This is a genomic window from Streptomyces hydrogenans (genome assembly GCF_014656075.1).
Classification (GTDB): Bacteria; Actinomycetota; Actinomycetes; order Streptomycetales; family Streptomycetaceae; genus Streptomyces; species Streptomyces hydrogenans.
The window spans coordinates 45,104-60,206 of record NZ_BNBS01000009.1; the positions used below are offsets into that span (position 1 = coordinate 45,104).

Below are 15,103 nucleotides of genomic sequence, written 5' to 3' on the forward strand. Positions count from 1 at the left end.
CCGGAGCCGAAAGCCTCGCCCCGCGCCCCCGCCGCCCACCAGCATGCCCGTCATGACCAGCCTCTCCCGCCGCGGCCTCGGCAAGGCCGCCGTCCTCGGCGCCGCCGCAGCCCTCCTCGGCTCCCGCGCCGCCCACGCCGCCGCGCCCGCCCCCACCGGCCCCCTGGTGCCCGTGCTGCCCCCGCCCACCGGCCCCCACCCCGTCGGCGTCGTCCGGCACGCCTTCACCGATCCGTCCCGCACCGACCCCTGGGACCCCGCCCGGGGCGCCCGCCAGGTCGTGGTCAGCGCCGTCTACCCCGCCCGCACCGTCACGGGCCGGCCGCGCGCCCCGCAGCTCACCCCCGCCGAGGCGCCCGTCTTCGGCCTCCTCGCGCCGCTGGTCCGGGGGCTGCCCGCCGCCGGGGTCGACTGGGGCGCGGTGCTCACCCACGCGCACACCGGCGCCCCGCCGCTGCCCGGCCGCCGGCCCGTCGTGCTGTACACGCCCGGCGGCGGCGACGCCCGCACCCTCGGCACCGGCCTCGCCGAGGAGCTGGCCAGCCACGGCACGGTCGTCGTCCTCGTCGACCACCCCGGCGAGGCGAGCCAGGTGGAGCTCCCGGACGGCACCGTCCGGGAGACGGTCCTGTACGGCCCGCCGGACCGGGCGACCTTCCGGACCATGGTCGACACCCGGGTCGCGGACCTCCGCCTCGTCCTCGACCGGCTCGGCGACATCCCGGCCGCCGCCGGCGCCGATCCGCGCCGCACCGGGATCTACGGCCATTCCGCCGGCGGCACCGCCGCCGCCCTGCTCGCCGCCCGCGACCCCCGGATCCGGGCCGTCGCGAACCTGGAGGGCCATCTCGACCTGGAGCCCTGGCCGGGCCGGCGGCCACTGCTGCTGCTCCGCACCGACGGCTTCGCGGAGGCCGAGCGGATCGAGCGGTCCTGGGTGGGCCTGCGGGCCCGGCGCCGCACCCTGCGCGCCGCGAACCACTGGGTCTTCACCGACCACGCGGCGCTCGTCCCGCCGCTGCGCGCCGCGGGGCTGGTGACGGACGCGGTGCGGGACGGGCTGATCGGCCCCGGCGACCCGGCGGCGACCACCGCCGCGGTCCGCCACGAGCTGCGCGCCTTCTTCGCCCGCACCCTGGCCCGCGCCCGCCACTGACCGGCCGGCCGGCGACCCGGCGGCCGCGCGACGGCCCGCGCCCGCCGCCGACCCCGGCCCAGTAGATTGGTCGCGTGCTCTCGCGTCTCTCCCGTATGCCCCGGTCCCGTGTGCTCGCGGCGTGCGCCGTGCCCGTCGTCGCGCTGGTCGCCGTGGCGGGGCTCGCGCCGCTGCCGTTCGCCATCGCCCAGCCCGGCACCACCACCGACGTCCTGGGTAAGGACCAGGGCCGGGAGGTCATCACGATCACCGGCGCCCCGGTCCGGCCCACCACCGGCCAGCTGCGGATGACGACCATCCTCGCCACCGGCCCCGGCACGGACGTGGACCTCGGGGACGTGGCCGACGCCTGGTTCCGCACCGACCGGGCCGTGCTGCCGCACGACAACGTCTACCCGCCGGGAAAGTCCGACGCCGAGATCGAGAAGCGCAACCTCGGACAGATGAAGGAGTCCCAGGACGCCGCCGCCGTCGCCGCCCTGAACTACCTGAAGCTGGACCCGGAGCAGGTGGAGGTCGACCTGCACCTCGCCGACGTCGGCGGGCCCAGCGCCGGACTGCTCTTCGCCCTCGGCGTCGTCGACAAGCTCGACGGCGACGGCGACGGCGGCGACCTCACCGGCGGCGAGGTCGTCGCCGGTACGGGCACGATCGCGCCGGACGGCAAGGTCGGGGCGGTCGGCGGCGTCTCCCTCAAGACCCAGGCCGCGGCCCGCGACGGCGCCACCGTCTTCCTCGTGCCGAAGGACGAGTGCTCGGACGCCCGGGCCGAACTCCCGGACGGGATGCGGCTCGTGCCCGTCTCCACCCTCAGCGACGCGGTGGCGTCCCTGCGGGACCTGGGGCAGGGGCAGGAGTCGAAGGTTCCGTCCTGCTAGGGGGCGCCGCCGCCGGCTTCGCGTCCAGGCCCCGCCAGGCGGGGAAGACCGCCGGGGCGAGCGTCACCAGGAAGTAGAGCGCCGCGACCCCGAGCAGCGTCGCCGTCAGCCCCGCCCGCTCGACCACCAGGCCCGTCACCAGACCGCCCAGCGGCGTCGCCATCAGGACCCCGGCCGTGCTGGCCCCGGCCACCCGGCTGCGCAGCTCCTCCGGCACCCGCTCGTACATCACGGTCGCCAGGATCGGGTTGAGCACCCCGGCGCCTAGCCCCGCCGTCACCGCCACCACGAGGAGCGGCGCCACCGTCTCCGTCAGCGCCGCCGCCACGAACAGCGGGGCGCCGGTGAGGACGAAGCCGACCGTGAAGATCCACCGGCGCGGGAAGCGGTGCCCCACCGCCCCGTAGAGCAGCGCCCCGGTGAGCGCGCAGCCCGCGAAGACGGCGACCAGCAGGCCCTGCGCGGCGGGGCCGCCCAGGTGCTCCCTCGCGTGCAGCGGCAGCAGCACCGAACTCCAGCTCAGCGCGAGGCCGTTGGTGAGCATGACCATCAGCATGATGCCGAGCATCAGCCGGTCCCCGAAGAGGTACGCGTACCCCTCCCGCAGGTCCGCGCGGTAGCGCGCGGCGGAGAGCAGCGGCCCGTCGGGGCGCGGCGCGGCGGCGGCGAACCGGCGCAGCGCGGCGGCCGTGAGCGCGGCCACGAAGGCGAAGGTGGCCGCGTCGACGAGGAGCACCGTGTCCGCGCCGACCGTCGCCACCAGCACGCCGCCGAGCGCCGCGCCGCCCATCCGCGCCCCGCGCGACACCGCGTCGTACAGGCTCGCGGCCCGGGCCAGCGGCGTCCCGGCCCGCTCGGCGAGGTCCGGCACCAGGACGTACCTGGCGGTCTCGCCGGGGGCGTGGAAGAGGCCGTTGACCCCCATCAGCGCGCACAGCATCCAGTAGGAGAGGACTCCGGCGTGGTGGAGCACCGGGATCGCGGCGAGCGCGAGCCCGCACACCACGTCGGAGACGATGCCGACCCGGCGCCGTCCGATCCGGTCGACGACCGGCCCGCCGGCGATGGCGGACAGCACGACCGGCAGGGCGGCGCAGAAGGCGACGAAGCCGGCCTTGCCGGGCGAGCCGGTGGTCTCCAGGGCGAACCACGGCACACCGATCAGGGTGAGCGAATTCCCCGCGATGGAGATCGAGTTGGCGGTCAGGACGGTGAACAGGGGCTTCCTGTCGGCCCCGTGCGGCTGCTTTCCCCCCGGGGCGCTCATGCGGCGAGGGCGACCGTGAGGTCGGTCGGGCCGGACAGGCGGATTCCCCAGGCGACCAGGGTCCGGCCGACCCGCTCCCGGACCGATCCCGCCCGGCCCGCCGCGGCGGCCCTCCGGTGATCCTCGGCGGCGGACGTGCGGTGCAGCAGGAGGTGGATGTCGGCGTGCATGATCTCGTTCCCTTCCGTGGGTGGTGGGCGGTGCGGAGGCGTGCCGGGGCCGGGCCCCCGGGGGTGCGGAGGCGTGCCGAAGCGGGGCCCGGCCGGTGGGTGGCCCGGGCGCCGGGCGGGGCGGGGGAGGGGTCGCGCGCGGCGGCGCCGCGCCGGCGGTCAGTTCTCGCGCTGCGGGAACGCGTGCAGGTGGAGGCGGAGGCGGGCGGCGTCCGGGGCCTGGGCCTCGGGGGAGTTGCGGTACTCGTCGATCAGCGCGTGCAGCCGTGCGCCGAGTTCGCGCGCGGCGGCGGGCGGCAGCCGCAGGGTGAAGTCGCTCATGTCGGAGGCGCCGGACCAGGCGGGCCAGTCGTGCCGGGTGGCGATCCAGGTCGACAGTTCCTGCGTGTGGTTGGACGCGACCTCGTGCAGGAGGAGGTCGGCGGCGCCCCGCACCTCGGGGTCGGTGCTCTCGTGGAGCGAGGCGTCCCAGCGGATGCCCTGCTGGGCGGCCTTCCACCAGCGTTCGCGGCCCTTGCCGAGGCTCGGGTCGTCCGTGACGAAGCCGTGGGCGGCGAGCTGCCTCAGGTGGTAGCTGGTGGCCCCGCTGGACTCGCCGAGGCGTTCGGCGAGCTGGGAGGCGGTGGCCGGTCCCTGGTGGCGCAGGGAGCGGAGGAGCTGCATGCGGAGGGGGTGGGCGAGGCCGCGCAGGGAGCGCGGGTCGAGCACGCGGGTCTCGTGCTCCTGAGGGGCCGTCTCGGGCTTCTCGGGCTCGGGCATGCCCTGAGCGTAGACATGCAAAGAAGACGTTGCAAGGGTTTCTTTGCAACGTCTTCTTTGCATGTCTCGCGGGCCACCCCGGACGGCTACTCCGGCTCCCCGCCCGCCGCCTGCTCCACCAGCGGGATGATCCGCAGCGGCACCGCGTTCTCCATCACGATCGCCGTCGACGCCCGCACGATCCCCTCGAAGGCCACCACCTTGTCGATCACCCGCTGGAGGTCCGCGTTCGACCGCGCCACCAGCCGGCAGAGCATGTCGCCGTGGCCCGTCGTGGTGTGCAGTTCCAGCACCTCCGGCACCGTGGCCAGGTGCTCCCGCACGTCCGCGCCCTGCCCCTGCTTGATCTCCAGCGTCGCGAAGGCCGTCACCGGATAGCCCAGCGCCGCCGGGTCCACCTGCGGGCCGAAGCCCCGGATCACCCCGCTCGCCTGGAGCCGGTCGAGCCGCGCCTGGACGGTGCCGCGGGCCACCCCGAGCCGCCGCGACGCCTCCAGCACGCCGATGCGCGGCTCGCGTGCCAGAAGCACGATCAGCCGGCCGTCCAAATGATCGATCGCCACAGCGCCCTCCGAATGGTCACGATGTACAAGTCGCCCGCACATACTCCCCGGTCGCTGTACAGATTGCGCACCCCAACAGCGAACTATTGCGCACCTTGCCGGTCGGCGGGACGCTGCTGCCATGACTGAGACCCTGGATCACACCCCTTCCACCGCGCGTGAGGCCGACCCCTTCCCGGTGAAGGGCATGGACGCGGTCGTCTTCGCCGTGGGCAACGCCAAGCAGGCCGCGCACTACTACTCCACCGCCTTCGGCATGAAGCTGGTCGCCTACTCCGGACCGGAGAACGGCAGCCGCGAGACCGCCAGTTACGTCCTCACCAACGGCGCCGCCCGCTTCGTGTTCACCTCCGTCATCAAGGCGAGCACCGACTGGGGCCGCTTCGTCGACGCCCACGTCGTCGAGCACGGCGACGGCGTGATCGACCTCGCCATCGAGGTCCCGGACGCCCGCGCCGCCTACGCCCACGCCGTCGCGCAGGGCGCCACCGGTCTGGTGGAGCCGTACGAGCTGAAGGACGAGCACGGCACCGTCGTCCTCGCCGCCATCGCCACCTACGGCCAGACCCGCCACACCCTCGTCGAGCGCGCGGACTACACCGGCCCGTACCTCCCCGGGTACACCGCCGCCGCCCCGATCGTCGAGCCGCCGGCCAAGCGCACCTTCCAGGCGATCGACCACTGCGTCGGCAACGTCGAGCTCGGCAAGATGAACGAGTGGGTGACGTTCTACAACGACGTCATGGGCTTCACCAACATGAAGGAGTTCGTGGGCGACGACATCGCCACCGAGTACTCCGCCCTCATGTCGAAGGTCGTCGCGGACGGCACCAAGAAGGTGAAGTTCCCGATCAACGAGCCGGCGATCGCGAAGAAGAAGTCGCAGATCGACGAGTACCTCGAGTTCTACAACGGCCCCGGCGTCCAGCACATCGCCCTCGCCACCAACGACATCGTCGCCACCGTGCGCGCGATGCGCGCCGCCGGCGTCGAGTTCCTGTCCGTCCCGGACGCCTACTACGACACCCTCGGCGAGTGGGTCGGCGACACCCGCGTGCCGATCGACGAGCTGCGCGAGCTCAAGATCCTCGCCGACCGCGACGAGGACGGCTACCTGCTCCAGATCTTCACCAAGCCGGTCCAGGACCGCCCGACCGTCTTCTTCGAGATGATCGAGCGCCACGGCTCCATGGGCTTCGGCAAGGGCAACTTCAAGGCCCTGTTCGAGGCCATCGAGCGCGAGCAGGACAAGCGCGGCAACCTGTAGGTCCCCGCGCACGGCGTCCGGGGCGGGATCACGGGGCCCGCCCCGGACGCGCGCACGGTCAGTTCCCGGTCCTCCCCGGGGACTTCACCGGCTGCGCGTCCTTCGCCGGCGGCGCGTCCTTCACCGGCAGCGCGTCCTTCGGCACCGCGTCCGGGTCCGGCTCGCCCAGGCCGTCGAGCGCCGCCCGGGCCCGCGGCGCGTGCAGCGGCGAGAACGACGGATGGATCCGCAGCGCCTCCGCCAGGTGCCGCCGCGCCGGACCCGTCCTGCCCAGCGCCCGCTCGATCTCGCCCAGGTGGTACGTGAACGGCGCACTGCGCACGCCCTCGTCGGTGGCCCGCACCGCGAACGGCAGCGCCTCCTCCGCCCGGCCCGCCCGCAGCAGCGCCCAGCCCAGCGCGTCCGCCACCGCCACCGAGCGGTGCCCCTTCGCCCACGCGGCCCGCAGCCGGGTCACCGCGGCCCGCGGATCGCCGTGGTCCGCGTCGAGCAGCCCCAGCACCACCTCGGCCGACCCGGACACCCAGCTCCCGCCCCGCAGCCGCGCGTAGGCCGCCCGCGCGTCCCCGTCCAGGCCCAGCGACTCCGCCAGCTCCCCGGACTCCAGCACGTACTCCGGCAGCGGCTGACGCGCCAGCGCCGCCCGCCAGTCCCGCTGCGCCTCGTCGGTCCGCCCGAGGGCCGCCAGCGCCCGCGCCCGGCCCGCCAGCGCCGGCCCGTGGTCCTTCACGAACCGCAGCGCCGTCCCGTATCGCTCCAGCGCCTCGGCCGGCTCGCCCCGCTCCCACGAGAACTGCCCCAGCCGGGTGTGGGCCACCGCCTTCTCGGTGTCCGTCGCCGCCAGCGCCGCCGCGTCCAGCGCCGTGGCGTCCGCGTCCTCCCGCCAGCCCCGGTCCCGGTAGGCCCCCGCCGCCCGGCCCCGCACCACCGCCCCGCCGTGCAGCTCCTCCAGCCGCTCCATCGCCTTCCGGGCCGCCGCCGGGTCCCCGAGGCCGTTGTACGCGTCGATCAGGAGCGGGTAGGCGTTCCACCGCCGCGGCGCGGCCTTCCGCACCCGCTCGCCCCACTCCTTCGCGCCCTTCCAGTCGCCCCGCGCCCCCGCGAGCACCCCGAGGCCCAGCTGCGCGTCCACGTTCCCCCGGGCCGCCGGAAGCTCCGCCAGCGACCGGTTCAGCGCCCGCTCGGCCCGCGGCAGGTCCCGTACGTCCCCGAGCCGGGTGCCCCGCTCCGTATAGGCGGCGCCCAGCACCGCCCACGAGGCCGCGTCGTCCGGATGCCCGCGCAGCCACTTCTCCCGGTCCCCGATCAGCGCCACCAGGTCCGGCAGCGCCGCCGGCGCGCCCGCGTGCGCCGCGCTCGCCGCCCGCTCGGCCGGGCCCGGCGGACGCGGCGGCGCGCCCCGGTCCAGGAACTCCGGCAGGTACAGCAGCGCCGTCGCCGCGAGGACCGCGCCCGCCCCGGCGGCGAGCACCGCCCGCGACACGTTCTGGCTCTTCATGGGGCTCATGCGGCTCACTCTGCGCCCGCCCCGCTCGTACGAAGAGCACACGAGCCGCCCGTCCCGGCAGGTTCACACCGATGGCCCCGGGTGCCAGGCTGGAACCATGGACGATCTCCAGACGCCCCACGCCGCCCTCCTCGCGGCCCTCCGCGCCGGGCTGCCCGCCGACGCCGTCCTCACCGACCCGGACGTCACGGCCTCCTACGCCCACGACATGGCGAGCTTCTGCACGGCCGGCACCCCCGCGGCCGTCGTGCTCCCGCGCACCGTCGAACAGGTCCGGCACGTGATGCGGACCGCGACCGAGCACCGCGTCCCGGTCGTGCCGCAGGGCGCCCGCACCGGACTCTCCGGGGGCGCCAACGCCTCCGAGGGCTGCGTCGTGCTCTCCCTCGTCAAGATGGACCGGATCCTGGAGATCGACCCCGTCGACCGCGTCGCCGTCGTCGAACCGGGCGTCGTCAACGCCGTCCTGTCCCGCGCCGTGGCCGAGCACGGCCTGTACTACCCGCCGGACCCCTCCAGTTGGGAGTCGTGCACCATCGGCGGCAACATCGGCACCGCCTCCGGCGGCCTGTGCTGCGTCAAGTACGGCGTCACCGCCGAGTACGTCCTGGGCCTCGACGTCGTCCTCGCCGACGGCCGCCTGCTCACCACCGGCCGCCGCACCGCCAAGGGCGTCGCCGGATACGACCTCACCCGCCTCTTCGTCGGCTCCGAGGGCAGCCTCGGCATCGTCGTGGGGGCCGTCCTCGCGCTCAAGCCGCAGCCGCCCGCCCAGCTCGTCCTCGCCGCCGAGTTCCCCTCCACGGACGCCGCCTGCGCCGCCGTCTGCGCGGTCATGGAGCGCGGCCACACCCCCTCGCTCCTCGAACTCATGGACCGCACCACCGTCCAGGCCGTCAACCGCCTGGCGCGGATGGGCCTCCCCGAGTCCACCGAGGCGCTCCTCCTGTGCGCCTTCGACACCCCCGACCCGGCCGCCGACCTCGCCGCCGTCGGCGCGCTCTGCACGGCCGCGGGCGCCACCGAGGTGGTCCCCGCCGCCGACGCCGCCGAGTCCGAACTCCTCCTCCAGGCCCGCCGGCTCTCGCTCACCGCCCTGGAGACCCTCAGGCCCGCCACGATGATCGACGACGTCTGCGTGCCCCGCACCCGGCTCGCCGAGATGCTCGCCGGCACCACCGCCATCGCCGAGAAGTACGCCCTCACCATCGGCGTCTGCGCGCACGCGGGCGACGGCAACACCCACCCGGTCGTCTGCTTCGACCACACCGACGAGGACGAGTCCCGGCGCGCCCGCGAGTCCTTCGACGCGATCATGGCGCTCGGCCTCTCCCTCGGCGGCACCATCACCGGGGAACACGGCGTCGGCGTCCTCAAGAAGGAGTGGCTGGCCCGCGAACTCGGCCCGGTCGGCCTGGAACTCCAGCGGGAGATCAAGCGGGTCTTCGACCCGCTGGGCCTGCTCAACCCCGGAAAGCTCTTCTGAGCCCACCGGTACGGGCTCACAGCTCGCCGTCCTGCGACTCGTCCGACGGCCACGGGTCGCGCAGCCACAGGTCGTCGCCGACCACGGTGGTGGCGAGCAGCTCGGCCAGCCCGTCGTCGATGCCGAGCCGCTCCGACTCGGTGCCCGGCGGGACCGCGCGCAGGGTCCGCTCCAGCCAGGCGGACACCTGCGCGGACGGGGCCTCCAGGAGCGCGTCGCCGTCGGGGGAGGAGAGGGCCATCAGGACGACGCTGCGGCCGTCGACCTTCGTCGGCCAGATCCGCACGTCGCCGTGGCCGCAGGCCCGGAAGACGCCCTCGACGAGCAGTTCACGGGCGAAGGTCCAGTTCACCGGGTGCTCGGAGCCGATGTGGAAGGTCATGTGCACGGCGTACGGGTCGCCGGTGCGGTAGGCGAGCCGGGCCGGCACCGGGACCGAGCGCTCGGGGGACAGGACCAGCTTCAGTTCCAGCTCGCGCTCGACGGTGGTGGGCTCGGTGTACGGCATGGCTGTGCCTCTCGCGTGGGGGCCCCGTGCGGGCCTTCACCTGGAGAGAGCGGGGTGCCCCGGGTTCATTACGCGACTTCGGGAAGTTTTTTCGGGAAGTTTTTTCCCGGCCCGGTCGCGAGCCCCCTCCCGGCCCCCCGGGACCGCCCGTTCCCGGGCCCGAACCTCACATGGAGTGAGGGATTCCGGCCTGTGTCGCCCGAAGGCGGCCTTTCTCGCGGGCTCTTTCTTCCCTCGGCGGCGTTCTTCGTTACTGTGCCTCCTTAGTGTGGTGACGGAACGTTGTGACTGAACGGAGTCGGGGCAGTGGCTACTCCTCCCGGAGGCGGCGGCGAGGTACCGCAGGCGGGGTACTACCCGGATCCGTCGATCCCCGGATACATCCGGTACTGGAACGGCGGCTCCTGGGTGCCCGGCACGAGCCGGCCCGCCCCGAAGGACGGCGAGGCCGCGCCGGTCCCGCCCGCCTCGGCCATGCCGGCCGGGCCGATCCTCGCCCCGAGCCCGGCCCCGGCCCCCGTCCGGGAGGCCGCCCCCGAACCCGCCCCGGCCGCCGCCCGCGTGCCGGCCGCCGTCGAGGAGACCGGGCCCGTCTTCTTCGACGAGGAGCCCCCGGTCCGGGAGCCGGCCAGCGCCTGGGGGGCCGACGCCTCCCGGCAGTACGGCCCCGCCGCCGGCCAGGACCGCCCGGCCGCCTGGGCGGCGCCCGCGGCGCCCGCGCCCGTCGAACCGGCGCCCGCGCCCGCCGTGCCCGACCCGAGGTCCCCGGTCGAGTGGCCGGCCGCCCCCGCGCAGGCCGAGGCCCCCGCCGCCGACCCCCGCACCCCGAGCGCCCCCGCCCGTCTCGGGGGCATGCCGGTCACCCCGGCGCCCACCCCGGCGCCCGTCCAGGAGACCCCGGCCCCGGCCCCCGTACAGCCCCGGCCGCAGCCCCGGCCGGCACCCGCTCCTGCCCCGGCTCCGGCGCCCGCCCGGGCCCCCGCCCCCGTCACCCTGGCCTGGGCCCAGCCGCAGCAGGCCCAGCCGCAGCCGCAGCCCCAGCCGCACCCGGCCCAGCAGGCGCACCAGCAGCAGCCCCAGCAGCCCGTCGTGCCGTGGAAGCCGCCGGTCGAGGACCCCTTCCTCGCGGCCGTGCGGGAGCAGTCCTCCGCGCCCCCGGCCGGACTCGGCCGCCGGCTCCTCGCCCGCGTCGTCGACACCCTCCTCCTCGGCGCGCTGACGGCCGGCGCGGCCTTCCCCTTCGTGACCGCCGCCCTGGACCACATCGAGGCCAAGATCGACGCGGCCGAGCGGTCCGGCGTCACCGTGCAGGTCTGGCTCGTCGACGGCACCACCTCGGTGCAGTTCGGCATCGCGCTCGGCCTGCTCCTCGTCCTCGGCGTGCTGTACGAGGCGCTGCCCACGGCCAAGTGGGGCCGTACGCTCGGCAAGAAGCTGTGCGGCATCCAGGTCCGGGACATCGAGGCCCACGAGCCGCCGACCTTCGGCCGCTCGCTGCGCCGCTGGTTCCTCCACACCTTCCTGGGCCTGCTGGTGATCGGCGTCCTCAACGTGCTCTGGTGCGTCTTCGACCGCCCGTGGCGCCAGTGCTGGCACGACAAGGCGGCCGGCACCTTCGTCGCGAAGGTCTGACCCCGGCGACCCGTCGGGGGCGCGGTCCCCCGAACGGGCGTCCATCCGTTGCGGGCCCCGGACGGCCGGGATGCGATGCCCCCATGAGCACCGACCAGCCGCCGCCCGGCCCGCCCCCCGACGACGACCCGTTCGGCAAGCGGCCCCAGGAGCCGCCGCAGGGCCCGCCGCCGGGCTCACCGCCGCCTCCCGGGCCCCCGCCGCCCGGGAACCCGTACGGCTCCCCGTACCCGCCTCCGCCCCCGTACGGCGGCTACGGCGGCGGCTACGGCGGCACCGACCCGCTCTCCGGGATGCCGCCGCTGGCCGAGTCCGGGCGCCGGATCCTCGCGCGGCTCGTCGACTGGCTGATCATCGCGGTGCCGCTCGCCATCATCGGCATCCCGTTCGACGTCTACGACCGGGCGACCGTGGACGGCGACGACTTCCAGGCCACCTGGACGGGCGGCGGACAGATCGTCTTCCAGCTGCTGACGATCGTCGCCTTCATCACGTACGACACGGTGCTCACGGCCAAGAACGGCCAGACCGTCGGCAAGCGGCTGATGAAGCTGCGCGTCGCCATGCTCAACGACGGCACCACGCCCCCGATGAGCCAGTCGCTGCTGCGCGCCGTCGTGCTCTGGCTGCCCGCGCTGATCTGCTGCGCCTGCCTCTGGCCGCTGCTGCTGCTCGTCCTCATCCTGGTCGACAAGCCCTACAAGCAGGGTCTGCACGACAAGGCGGCGAAGACGGTGGTCGTCACCGTGCCCCGGTGACCGCCGGCGGAACGGACGGACGACTCACGGACCGGTCCGGGTATCGGCTCCCGCGCCCACCTGCGCGGCCGGTACCCGGACCGCTTCGTTCCCGGACCGCGGGGCGGTGGCGCCGGAGGTCTTGACGGGCCGCGTCCCTGCGGGCATCGTCACCGCCACGAGGACGCCGAGCAGCAGTCCGGCGACACAGGCCGCGGCGATGCCGGGCGGCCCGGTGGCGCCGGTCAGGAGCAGGAGCGCGGCGGTCGCGAGGACCACGACGGCCGAACCGTAGGCGTACTGCGCTGCGTTCGGACGCTGCATGACGGATACCGCCCCTCCGGACTTCCGGTCGACTCTACGACGCTCGATGCCCCGGAGGAACGGCGGGTAAGCGTGACCTGACCCACGGTGCCGGAGCACGGGGGGCGCACGGGAGGCACGGCCGGGCACGGAAACCCGCCGGAGGACCCCCGGCGGGCGGCCCGGAAGCCGCCCGGCACCCGAACTTACGTTTCTTTTACCCTTCCTGACTGTCCGCATACCGGATTTCGACACCCGCATAGTGCACTTGGTGTGTGCAAGTCAAGATCTGTCTTTTCTCCTCTCACTCCGGTCGAATGTCGTCACTTGTGACGCGCGACCCCGCCCGGACGGACACCCCACCTCCTGGTCCGAGGGCGTGGGCGCCGGGGAGGAACGACACCAAGTGACCAACAGACGACGGGCGATTCGGGCGTCCGCGGTCGTCGTGGCGCTCGCGGCCACCGCCGCCACCGCCTCGACGTTCAGCACCGCCTGGGCTGACGACAACGGCCGGATCTCCGCGGCGGACGTCCGCCAGGACCCCGCTCCGGGCAGCGACACCGACAAGACCGCGGTCGACCACGACCTCGACGGCCCCTTCAGCAAGCAGCAGGCGCAGCAGCGCAAGGCCGCCCTGGAGCAGGTCCTCAGCGGCGACGCCAAGGTCGAGAACCGCGGCGGCTCCAAGGTCGTCAAGCTCGACGCCAAGAAGTACGTCGAGCTCGGCCGTGAGAAGACCGACAAGATCTTCACCATCCTCGTCGAGTTCGGCGACCAGGTGGACACCACCACGCTCGTCGACCGCAAGGACGACGACACGGACGAGCTGAAGCCGAAGTTCGGCGGCCAGCCCGGCCCGCTGCGCAACCAGATAGCCGAGCCCGACCGGTCGAAGGACAACTCGACCGCGTGGCAGGCCGACTACAACCAGAAGCACTTCCAGGACCTGTACTTCGGCTCCGGCAAGGACCCGAAGACCGGTAAGCCGAAGGAGTCGCTGAAGACCTACTACGAGCGCACCTCGTCCGGCCGCTACTCGGTCGACGGCGCGGTCTCCGACTGGGTCAAGGTCCCGTACAACGAGGCCCGCTACGGCTCCAACTACTGCGGCCAGACCAACTGCGCCAACGTGTGGGACACCGTCCGCGACGGCGTCACCGCGTGGGTCGCCGACCAGAAGGCCAAGGGCAGGACCGACGCCCAGATCAAGGCCGACCTGGCGACCTACGACCAGTGGGACCGCTACGACTTCGACGCCGACGGCAACTTCAACGAGCCCGACGGCTACATCGACCACTTCCAGATCGTCCACGCGGGCGAGGACGAGTCGGCCGGCGGCGGCGCCCAGGCGACCGACGCCCTGTGGGCGCACCGCTGGTACGCCTACGGCACCAACGCGGGCAAGACCGGTCCGGCGAACAACAAGGCCGGCGGCACCCCGATCGGCGACACCGGCATCTGGGTCGGCGACTACACGATGCAGCCCGAGAACGGCGGCCTCGGCGTCTTCGCCCACGAGTACGGCCACGACCTCGGTCTGCCGGACCTGTACGACACCGCCGGCGGCGAGAACTCGACCGGCTACTGGTCGCTGATGTCCTCCGGTTCCTGGCTGGGCCTGGGCAAGGACTCCATCGGTGACATGCCCGGCGACATGAACGCCTGGGACAAGCTGCAGCTCGGCTGGCTCAACTACACCAAGGTGAGCGACGAGCAGCGCGGTACGAAGTCCACCCACAAGCTGGGCGTGGCCGAGTACAACACCAAGAACCCGCAGGCGCTCGTCGTCGAGCTGCCGAAGAAGGCCGTCACCACCGACATCGTCGCCCCCGCCGAGGGTTCCGCCCAGTGGTGGAGCGACATGGGTGACGACCTCAAGAACACCCTGACCCGCCCGGTCGACCTCACCGGCAAGTCGTCCGCCTCCCTGGAGCTCCAGGGCTGGTACGACATCGAGGCCGAGTACGACTACCTCTACACCGAGGTGTCGACGGACGGCGGCGCCAACTGGACCGCCGTGGACGGCACCGCCGACGGCGTGGCCCTCCCGCGCGACGCGGCCGGCTCCCCGGCGCTGACCGACGTCTCCGGCGCCCACAAGAAGCTCGTCTACGACCTCTCGGCGTACGCGGGCAAGAAGTTCGACCTCCGCTTCCGCTACCAGACGGACGGCGGCGCGGGCGGCAAGGGCTTCACCGCCGACGCGATCACGCTGACCGCCGACGGTGCCGCCGTCTTCGCGGACGGCGCGGAGAACGGTGACAACGGCTGGACCGCCAAGGGCTTCTCGCGGGTCGGCAAGGGCTTCACCAACGAGTACGAGCAGTACTACATCGCCGAGAACCGCCAGTACGTCTCGTACGACGCCACCCTCAAGGTCGGCCCGTACAACTTCGGCTTCGGCGGCGACAAGGCGAGCTGGGTCGAGCACTACCCGTACCAGAACGGTCTGCTCATCTGGAAGTGGGACCTGTCCCAGAAGGACAACAACACCTCCGTCCACCCGGGCCAGGGTCTGATCCTCCCGATCGACGCCCACCCGACCCCGCTGAAGTGGAATGACGGCACCCTGATGCGCAACCGCGTCCAGGCGTACGACTCCACCTTCGGAACGTACCGGACGGACGCTTTCCAGCTGCACAAGGCCGACGTCCCCACCTGGGTGAAGTCGCAGGCCGGCAACCCGGTCTTCGACGACCGCAAGGGCACCTACTGGTTCAAGGAGACCGAGCGCGCCGGCGTCAAGGTCACTGACACCAACACCAAGATCCAGGTCGTCAAGGAGCCGAAGAACGGCCAGACGATCACGGTCCAGGTGGGCCCGTCGACCCGTTGATCGACTAGCCTTCCGGTAAAACAGCAGGTCA

14 protein-coding genes are annotated in these 15,103 nt (G+C 73.8%); 7 read left to right on the forward strand and 7 right to left on the reverse strand.

The features are described 5' to 3' along the window. Nucleotides 1–52 precede the first annotated feature (52 nt). Entirely contained in the window at nt 53–1,156 is a 1,104-nt protein-coding gene (locus tag IE321_RS06505; protein WP_190222090.1) for an acetylhydrolase, read from the forward strand. A 95-nt stretch (nt 1,157–1,251) separates the two neighbouring features. Then, the gene (locus tag IE321_RS06510; RefSeq protein ID WP_190222131.1) at nt 1,252–2,034 is read left to right on the forward strand and encodes a S16 family serine protease; all 783 of its coding nucleotides are present in this window, start codon (nt 1,252–1,254) and stop codon (nt 2,032–2,034) included. On the opposite strand, the gene IE321_RS06515 is transcribed toward IE321_RS06510, so the two are convergent. From IE321_RS06515 to IE321_RS06530, 4 genes are all read right to left on the reverse strand, one after another. Further along, nucleotides 1,967–3,301 carry an MFS transporter gene (locus IE321_RS06515; protein ID WP_190222091.1) on the reverse strand — a complete coding sequence of 445 codons (1,335 nt, stop codon included), beginning with the start codon at nt 3,299–3,301 and terminating at the stop codon, nt 1,967–1,969. The two genes, IE321_RS06510 and IE321_RS06515, sit on opposite strands and share 68 nt — an antisense overlap. Then, on the reverse strand, nt 3,298–3,471 hold the full coding sequence (locus tag IE321_RS06520; RefSeq protein ID WP_190222092.1) for a hypothetical protein: 174 nt from the start codon (nt 3,469–3,471) through the stop codon (nt 3,298–3,300). Before IE321_RS06520 ends, IE321_RS06515 begins: the two co-directional genes overlap by 4 nt. Nucleotides 3,472–3,630: 159 nt before the next feature. Continuing rightward, nucleotides 3,631–4,230 (reverse strand): ArsR/SmtB family transcription factor, encoded by a 600-nt coding sequence (locus tag IE321_RS06525; protein ID WP_043228119.1) that lies wholly within the window; start codon nt 4,228–4,230, stop codon nt 3,631–3,633. 86 nt (nt 4,231–4,316) lie between these two features. Next, a complete protein-coding gene (locus IE321_RS06530) occupies nt 4,317–4,793 on the reverse strand; it encodes an Lrp/AsnC family transcriptional regulator (protein WP_043228120.1) in 477 nt (158 codons plus the stop codon). 121 nt (nt 4,794–4,914) lie between these two features. Between IE321_RS06530 and hppD the strand changes: the two genes are divergently transcribed. Continuing rightward, entirely contained in the window at nt 4,915–6,060 is a 1,146-nt protein-coding gene (gene hppD, locus IE321_RS06535; RefSeq protein WP_190222093.1) for a 4-hydroxyphenylpyruvate dioxygenase, read from the forward strand. Between the two features lie 58 nt (nt 6,061–6,118). Here hppD and IE321_RS06540 read toward each other — a convergent pair whose 3' ends face one another. Beyond that, complete coding sequence (locus tag IE321_RS06540; RefSeq protein WP_190222094.1) at nt 6,119–7,567, reverse strand: tetratricopeptide repeat protein; 1,449 nt, start codon at nt 7,565–7,567, stop codon at nt 6,119–6,121. A 97-nt stretch (nt 7,568–7,664) separates the two neighbouring features. Here IE321_RS06540 and IE321_RS06545 point away from each other — a divergent pair, with 97 nt between their 5' ends. Further along, nucleotides 7,665–9,053 carry an FAD-binding oxidoreductase gene (locus IE321_RS06545; protein WP_043228122.1) on the forward strand — a complete coding sequence of 463 codons (1,389 nt, stop codon included), beginning with the start codon at nt 7,665–7,667 and terminating at the stop codon, nt 9,051–9,053. 16 nt (nt 9,054–9,069) lie between these two features. Here IE321_RS06545 and IE321_RS06550 read toward each other — a convergent pair whose 3' ends face one another. Further along, nucleotides 9,070–9,561: an SsgA family sporulation/cell division regulator gene (locus IE321_RS06550; protein WP_043228123.1), complete on the reverse strand. Its 492-nt coding sequence runs from the start codon at nt 9,559–9,561 to the stop codon at nt 9,070–9,072. A gap of 306 nt (nt 9,562–9,867) precedes the next feature. On the opposite strand from IE321_RS06550, the gene IE321_RS06555 reads away from it, so the two are divergent. After that, the gene (locus IE321_RS06555) at nt 9,868–11,193 is read left to right on the forward strand and encodes an RDD family protein (RefSeq protein ID WP_190222095.1); all 1,326 of its coding nucleotides are present in this window, start codon (nt 9,868–9,870) and stop codon (nt 11,191–11,193) included. A gap of 83 nt (nt 11,194–11,276) precedes the next feature. Further along, the gene (locus IE321_RS06560) at nt 11,277–11,951 is read left to right on the forward strand and encodes an RDD family protein (RefSeq protein WP_043228125.1); all 675 of its coding nucleotides are present in this window, start codon (nt 11,277–11,279) and stop codon (nt 11,949–11,951) included. 24 nt (nt 11,952–11,975) lie between these two features. Here IE321_RS06560 and IE321_RS06565 read toward each other — a convergent pair whose 3' ends face one another. Beyond that, nucleotides 11,976–12,254 carry a hypothetical protein gene (locus IE321_RS06565; RefSeq protein WP_043228126.1) on the reverse strand — a complete coding sequence of 93 codons (279 nt, stop codon included), beginning with the start codon at nt 12,252–12,254 and terminating at the stop codon, nt 11,976–11,978. Nucleotides 12,255–12,639: 385 nt separating this feature from the next. Between IE321_RS06565 and IE321_RS06570 the strand changes: the two genes are divergently transcribed. Beyond that, nucleotides 12,640–15,072 carry an immune inhibitor A domain-containing protein gene (locus IE321_RS06570; protein WP_043228127.1) on the forward strand — a complete coding sequence of 811 codons (2,433 nt, stop codon included), beginning with the start codon at nt 12,640–12,642 and terminating at the stop codon, nt 15,070–15,072. Nucleotides 15,073–15,103 lie beyond the last annotated feature (31 nt).

What these genes read in the sequence shown, in the direction of transcription:
- IE321_RS06520 (WP_190222092.1), bottom strand. Translation starts at nt 3,471, where the DNA reads ATGCACGCCGACATCCACCTCCTGCTGCACCGCACGTCCGCCGCCGAG.
- IE321_RS06510 (WP_190222131.1), top strand. Translation starts at nt 1,252, where the DNA reads ATGCCCCGGTCCCGTGTGCTCGCGGCGTGCGCCGTGCCCGTCGTCGCG.
- IE321_RS06545 (WP_043228122.1), top strand. Translation starts at nt 7,665, where the DNA reads ATGGACGATCTCCAGACGCCCCACGCCGCCCTCCTCGCGGCCCTCCGC.
- IE321_RS06560 (WP_043228125.1), top strand. Translation starts at nt 11,277, where the DNA reads ATGAGCACCGACCAGCCGCCGCCCGGCCCGCCCCCCGACGACGACCCG.
- IE321_RS06525 (WP_043228119.1), bottom strand. Translation starts at nt 4,230, where the DNA reads ATGCCCGAGCCCGAGAAGCCCGAGACGGCCCCTCAGGAGCACGAGACC.
- IE321_RS06540 (WP_190222094.1), bottom strand. Translation starts at nt 7,567, where the DNA reads ATGAGCCCCATGAAGAGCCAGAACGTGTCGCGGGCGGTGCTCGCCGCC.
- IE321_RS06550 (WP_043228123.1), bottom strand. Translation starts at nt 9,561, where the DNA reads ATGCCGTACACCGAGCCCACCACCGTCGAGCGCGAGCTGGAACTGAAG.
- IE321_RS06515 (WP_190222091.1), bottom strand. Translation starts at nt 3,301, where the DNA reads ATGAGCGCCCCGGGGGGAAAGCAGCCGCACGGGGCCGACAGGAAGCCC.
- IE321_RS06565 (WP_043228126.1), bottom strand. Translation starts at nt 12,254, where the DNA reads ATGCAGCGTCCGAACGCAGCGCAGTACGCCTACGGTTCGGCCGTCGTG.
- hppD (WP_190222093.1), top strand. Translation starts at nt 4,915, where the DNA reads ATGACTGAGACCCTGGATCACACCCCTTCCACCGCGCGTGAGGCCGAC.
- IE321_RS06505 (WP_190222090.1), top strand. Translation starts at nt 53, where the DNA reads ATGACCAGCCTCTCCCGCCGCGGCCTCGGCAAGGCCGCCGTCCTCGGC.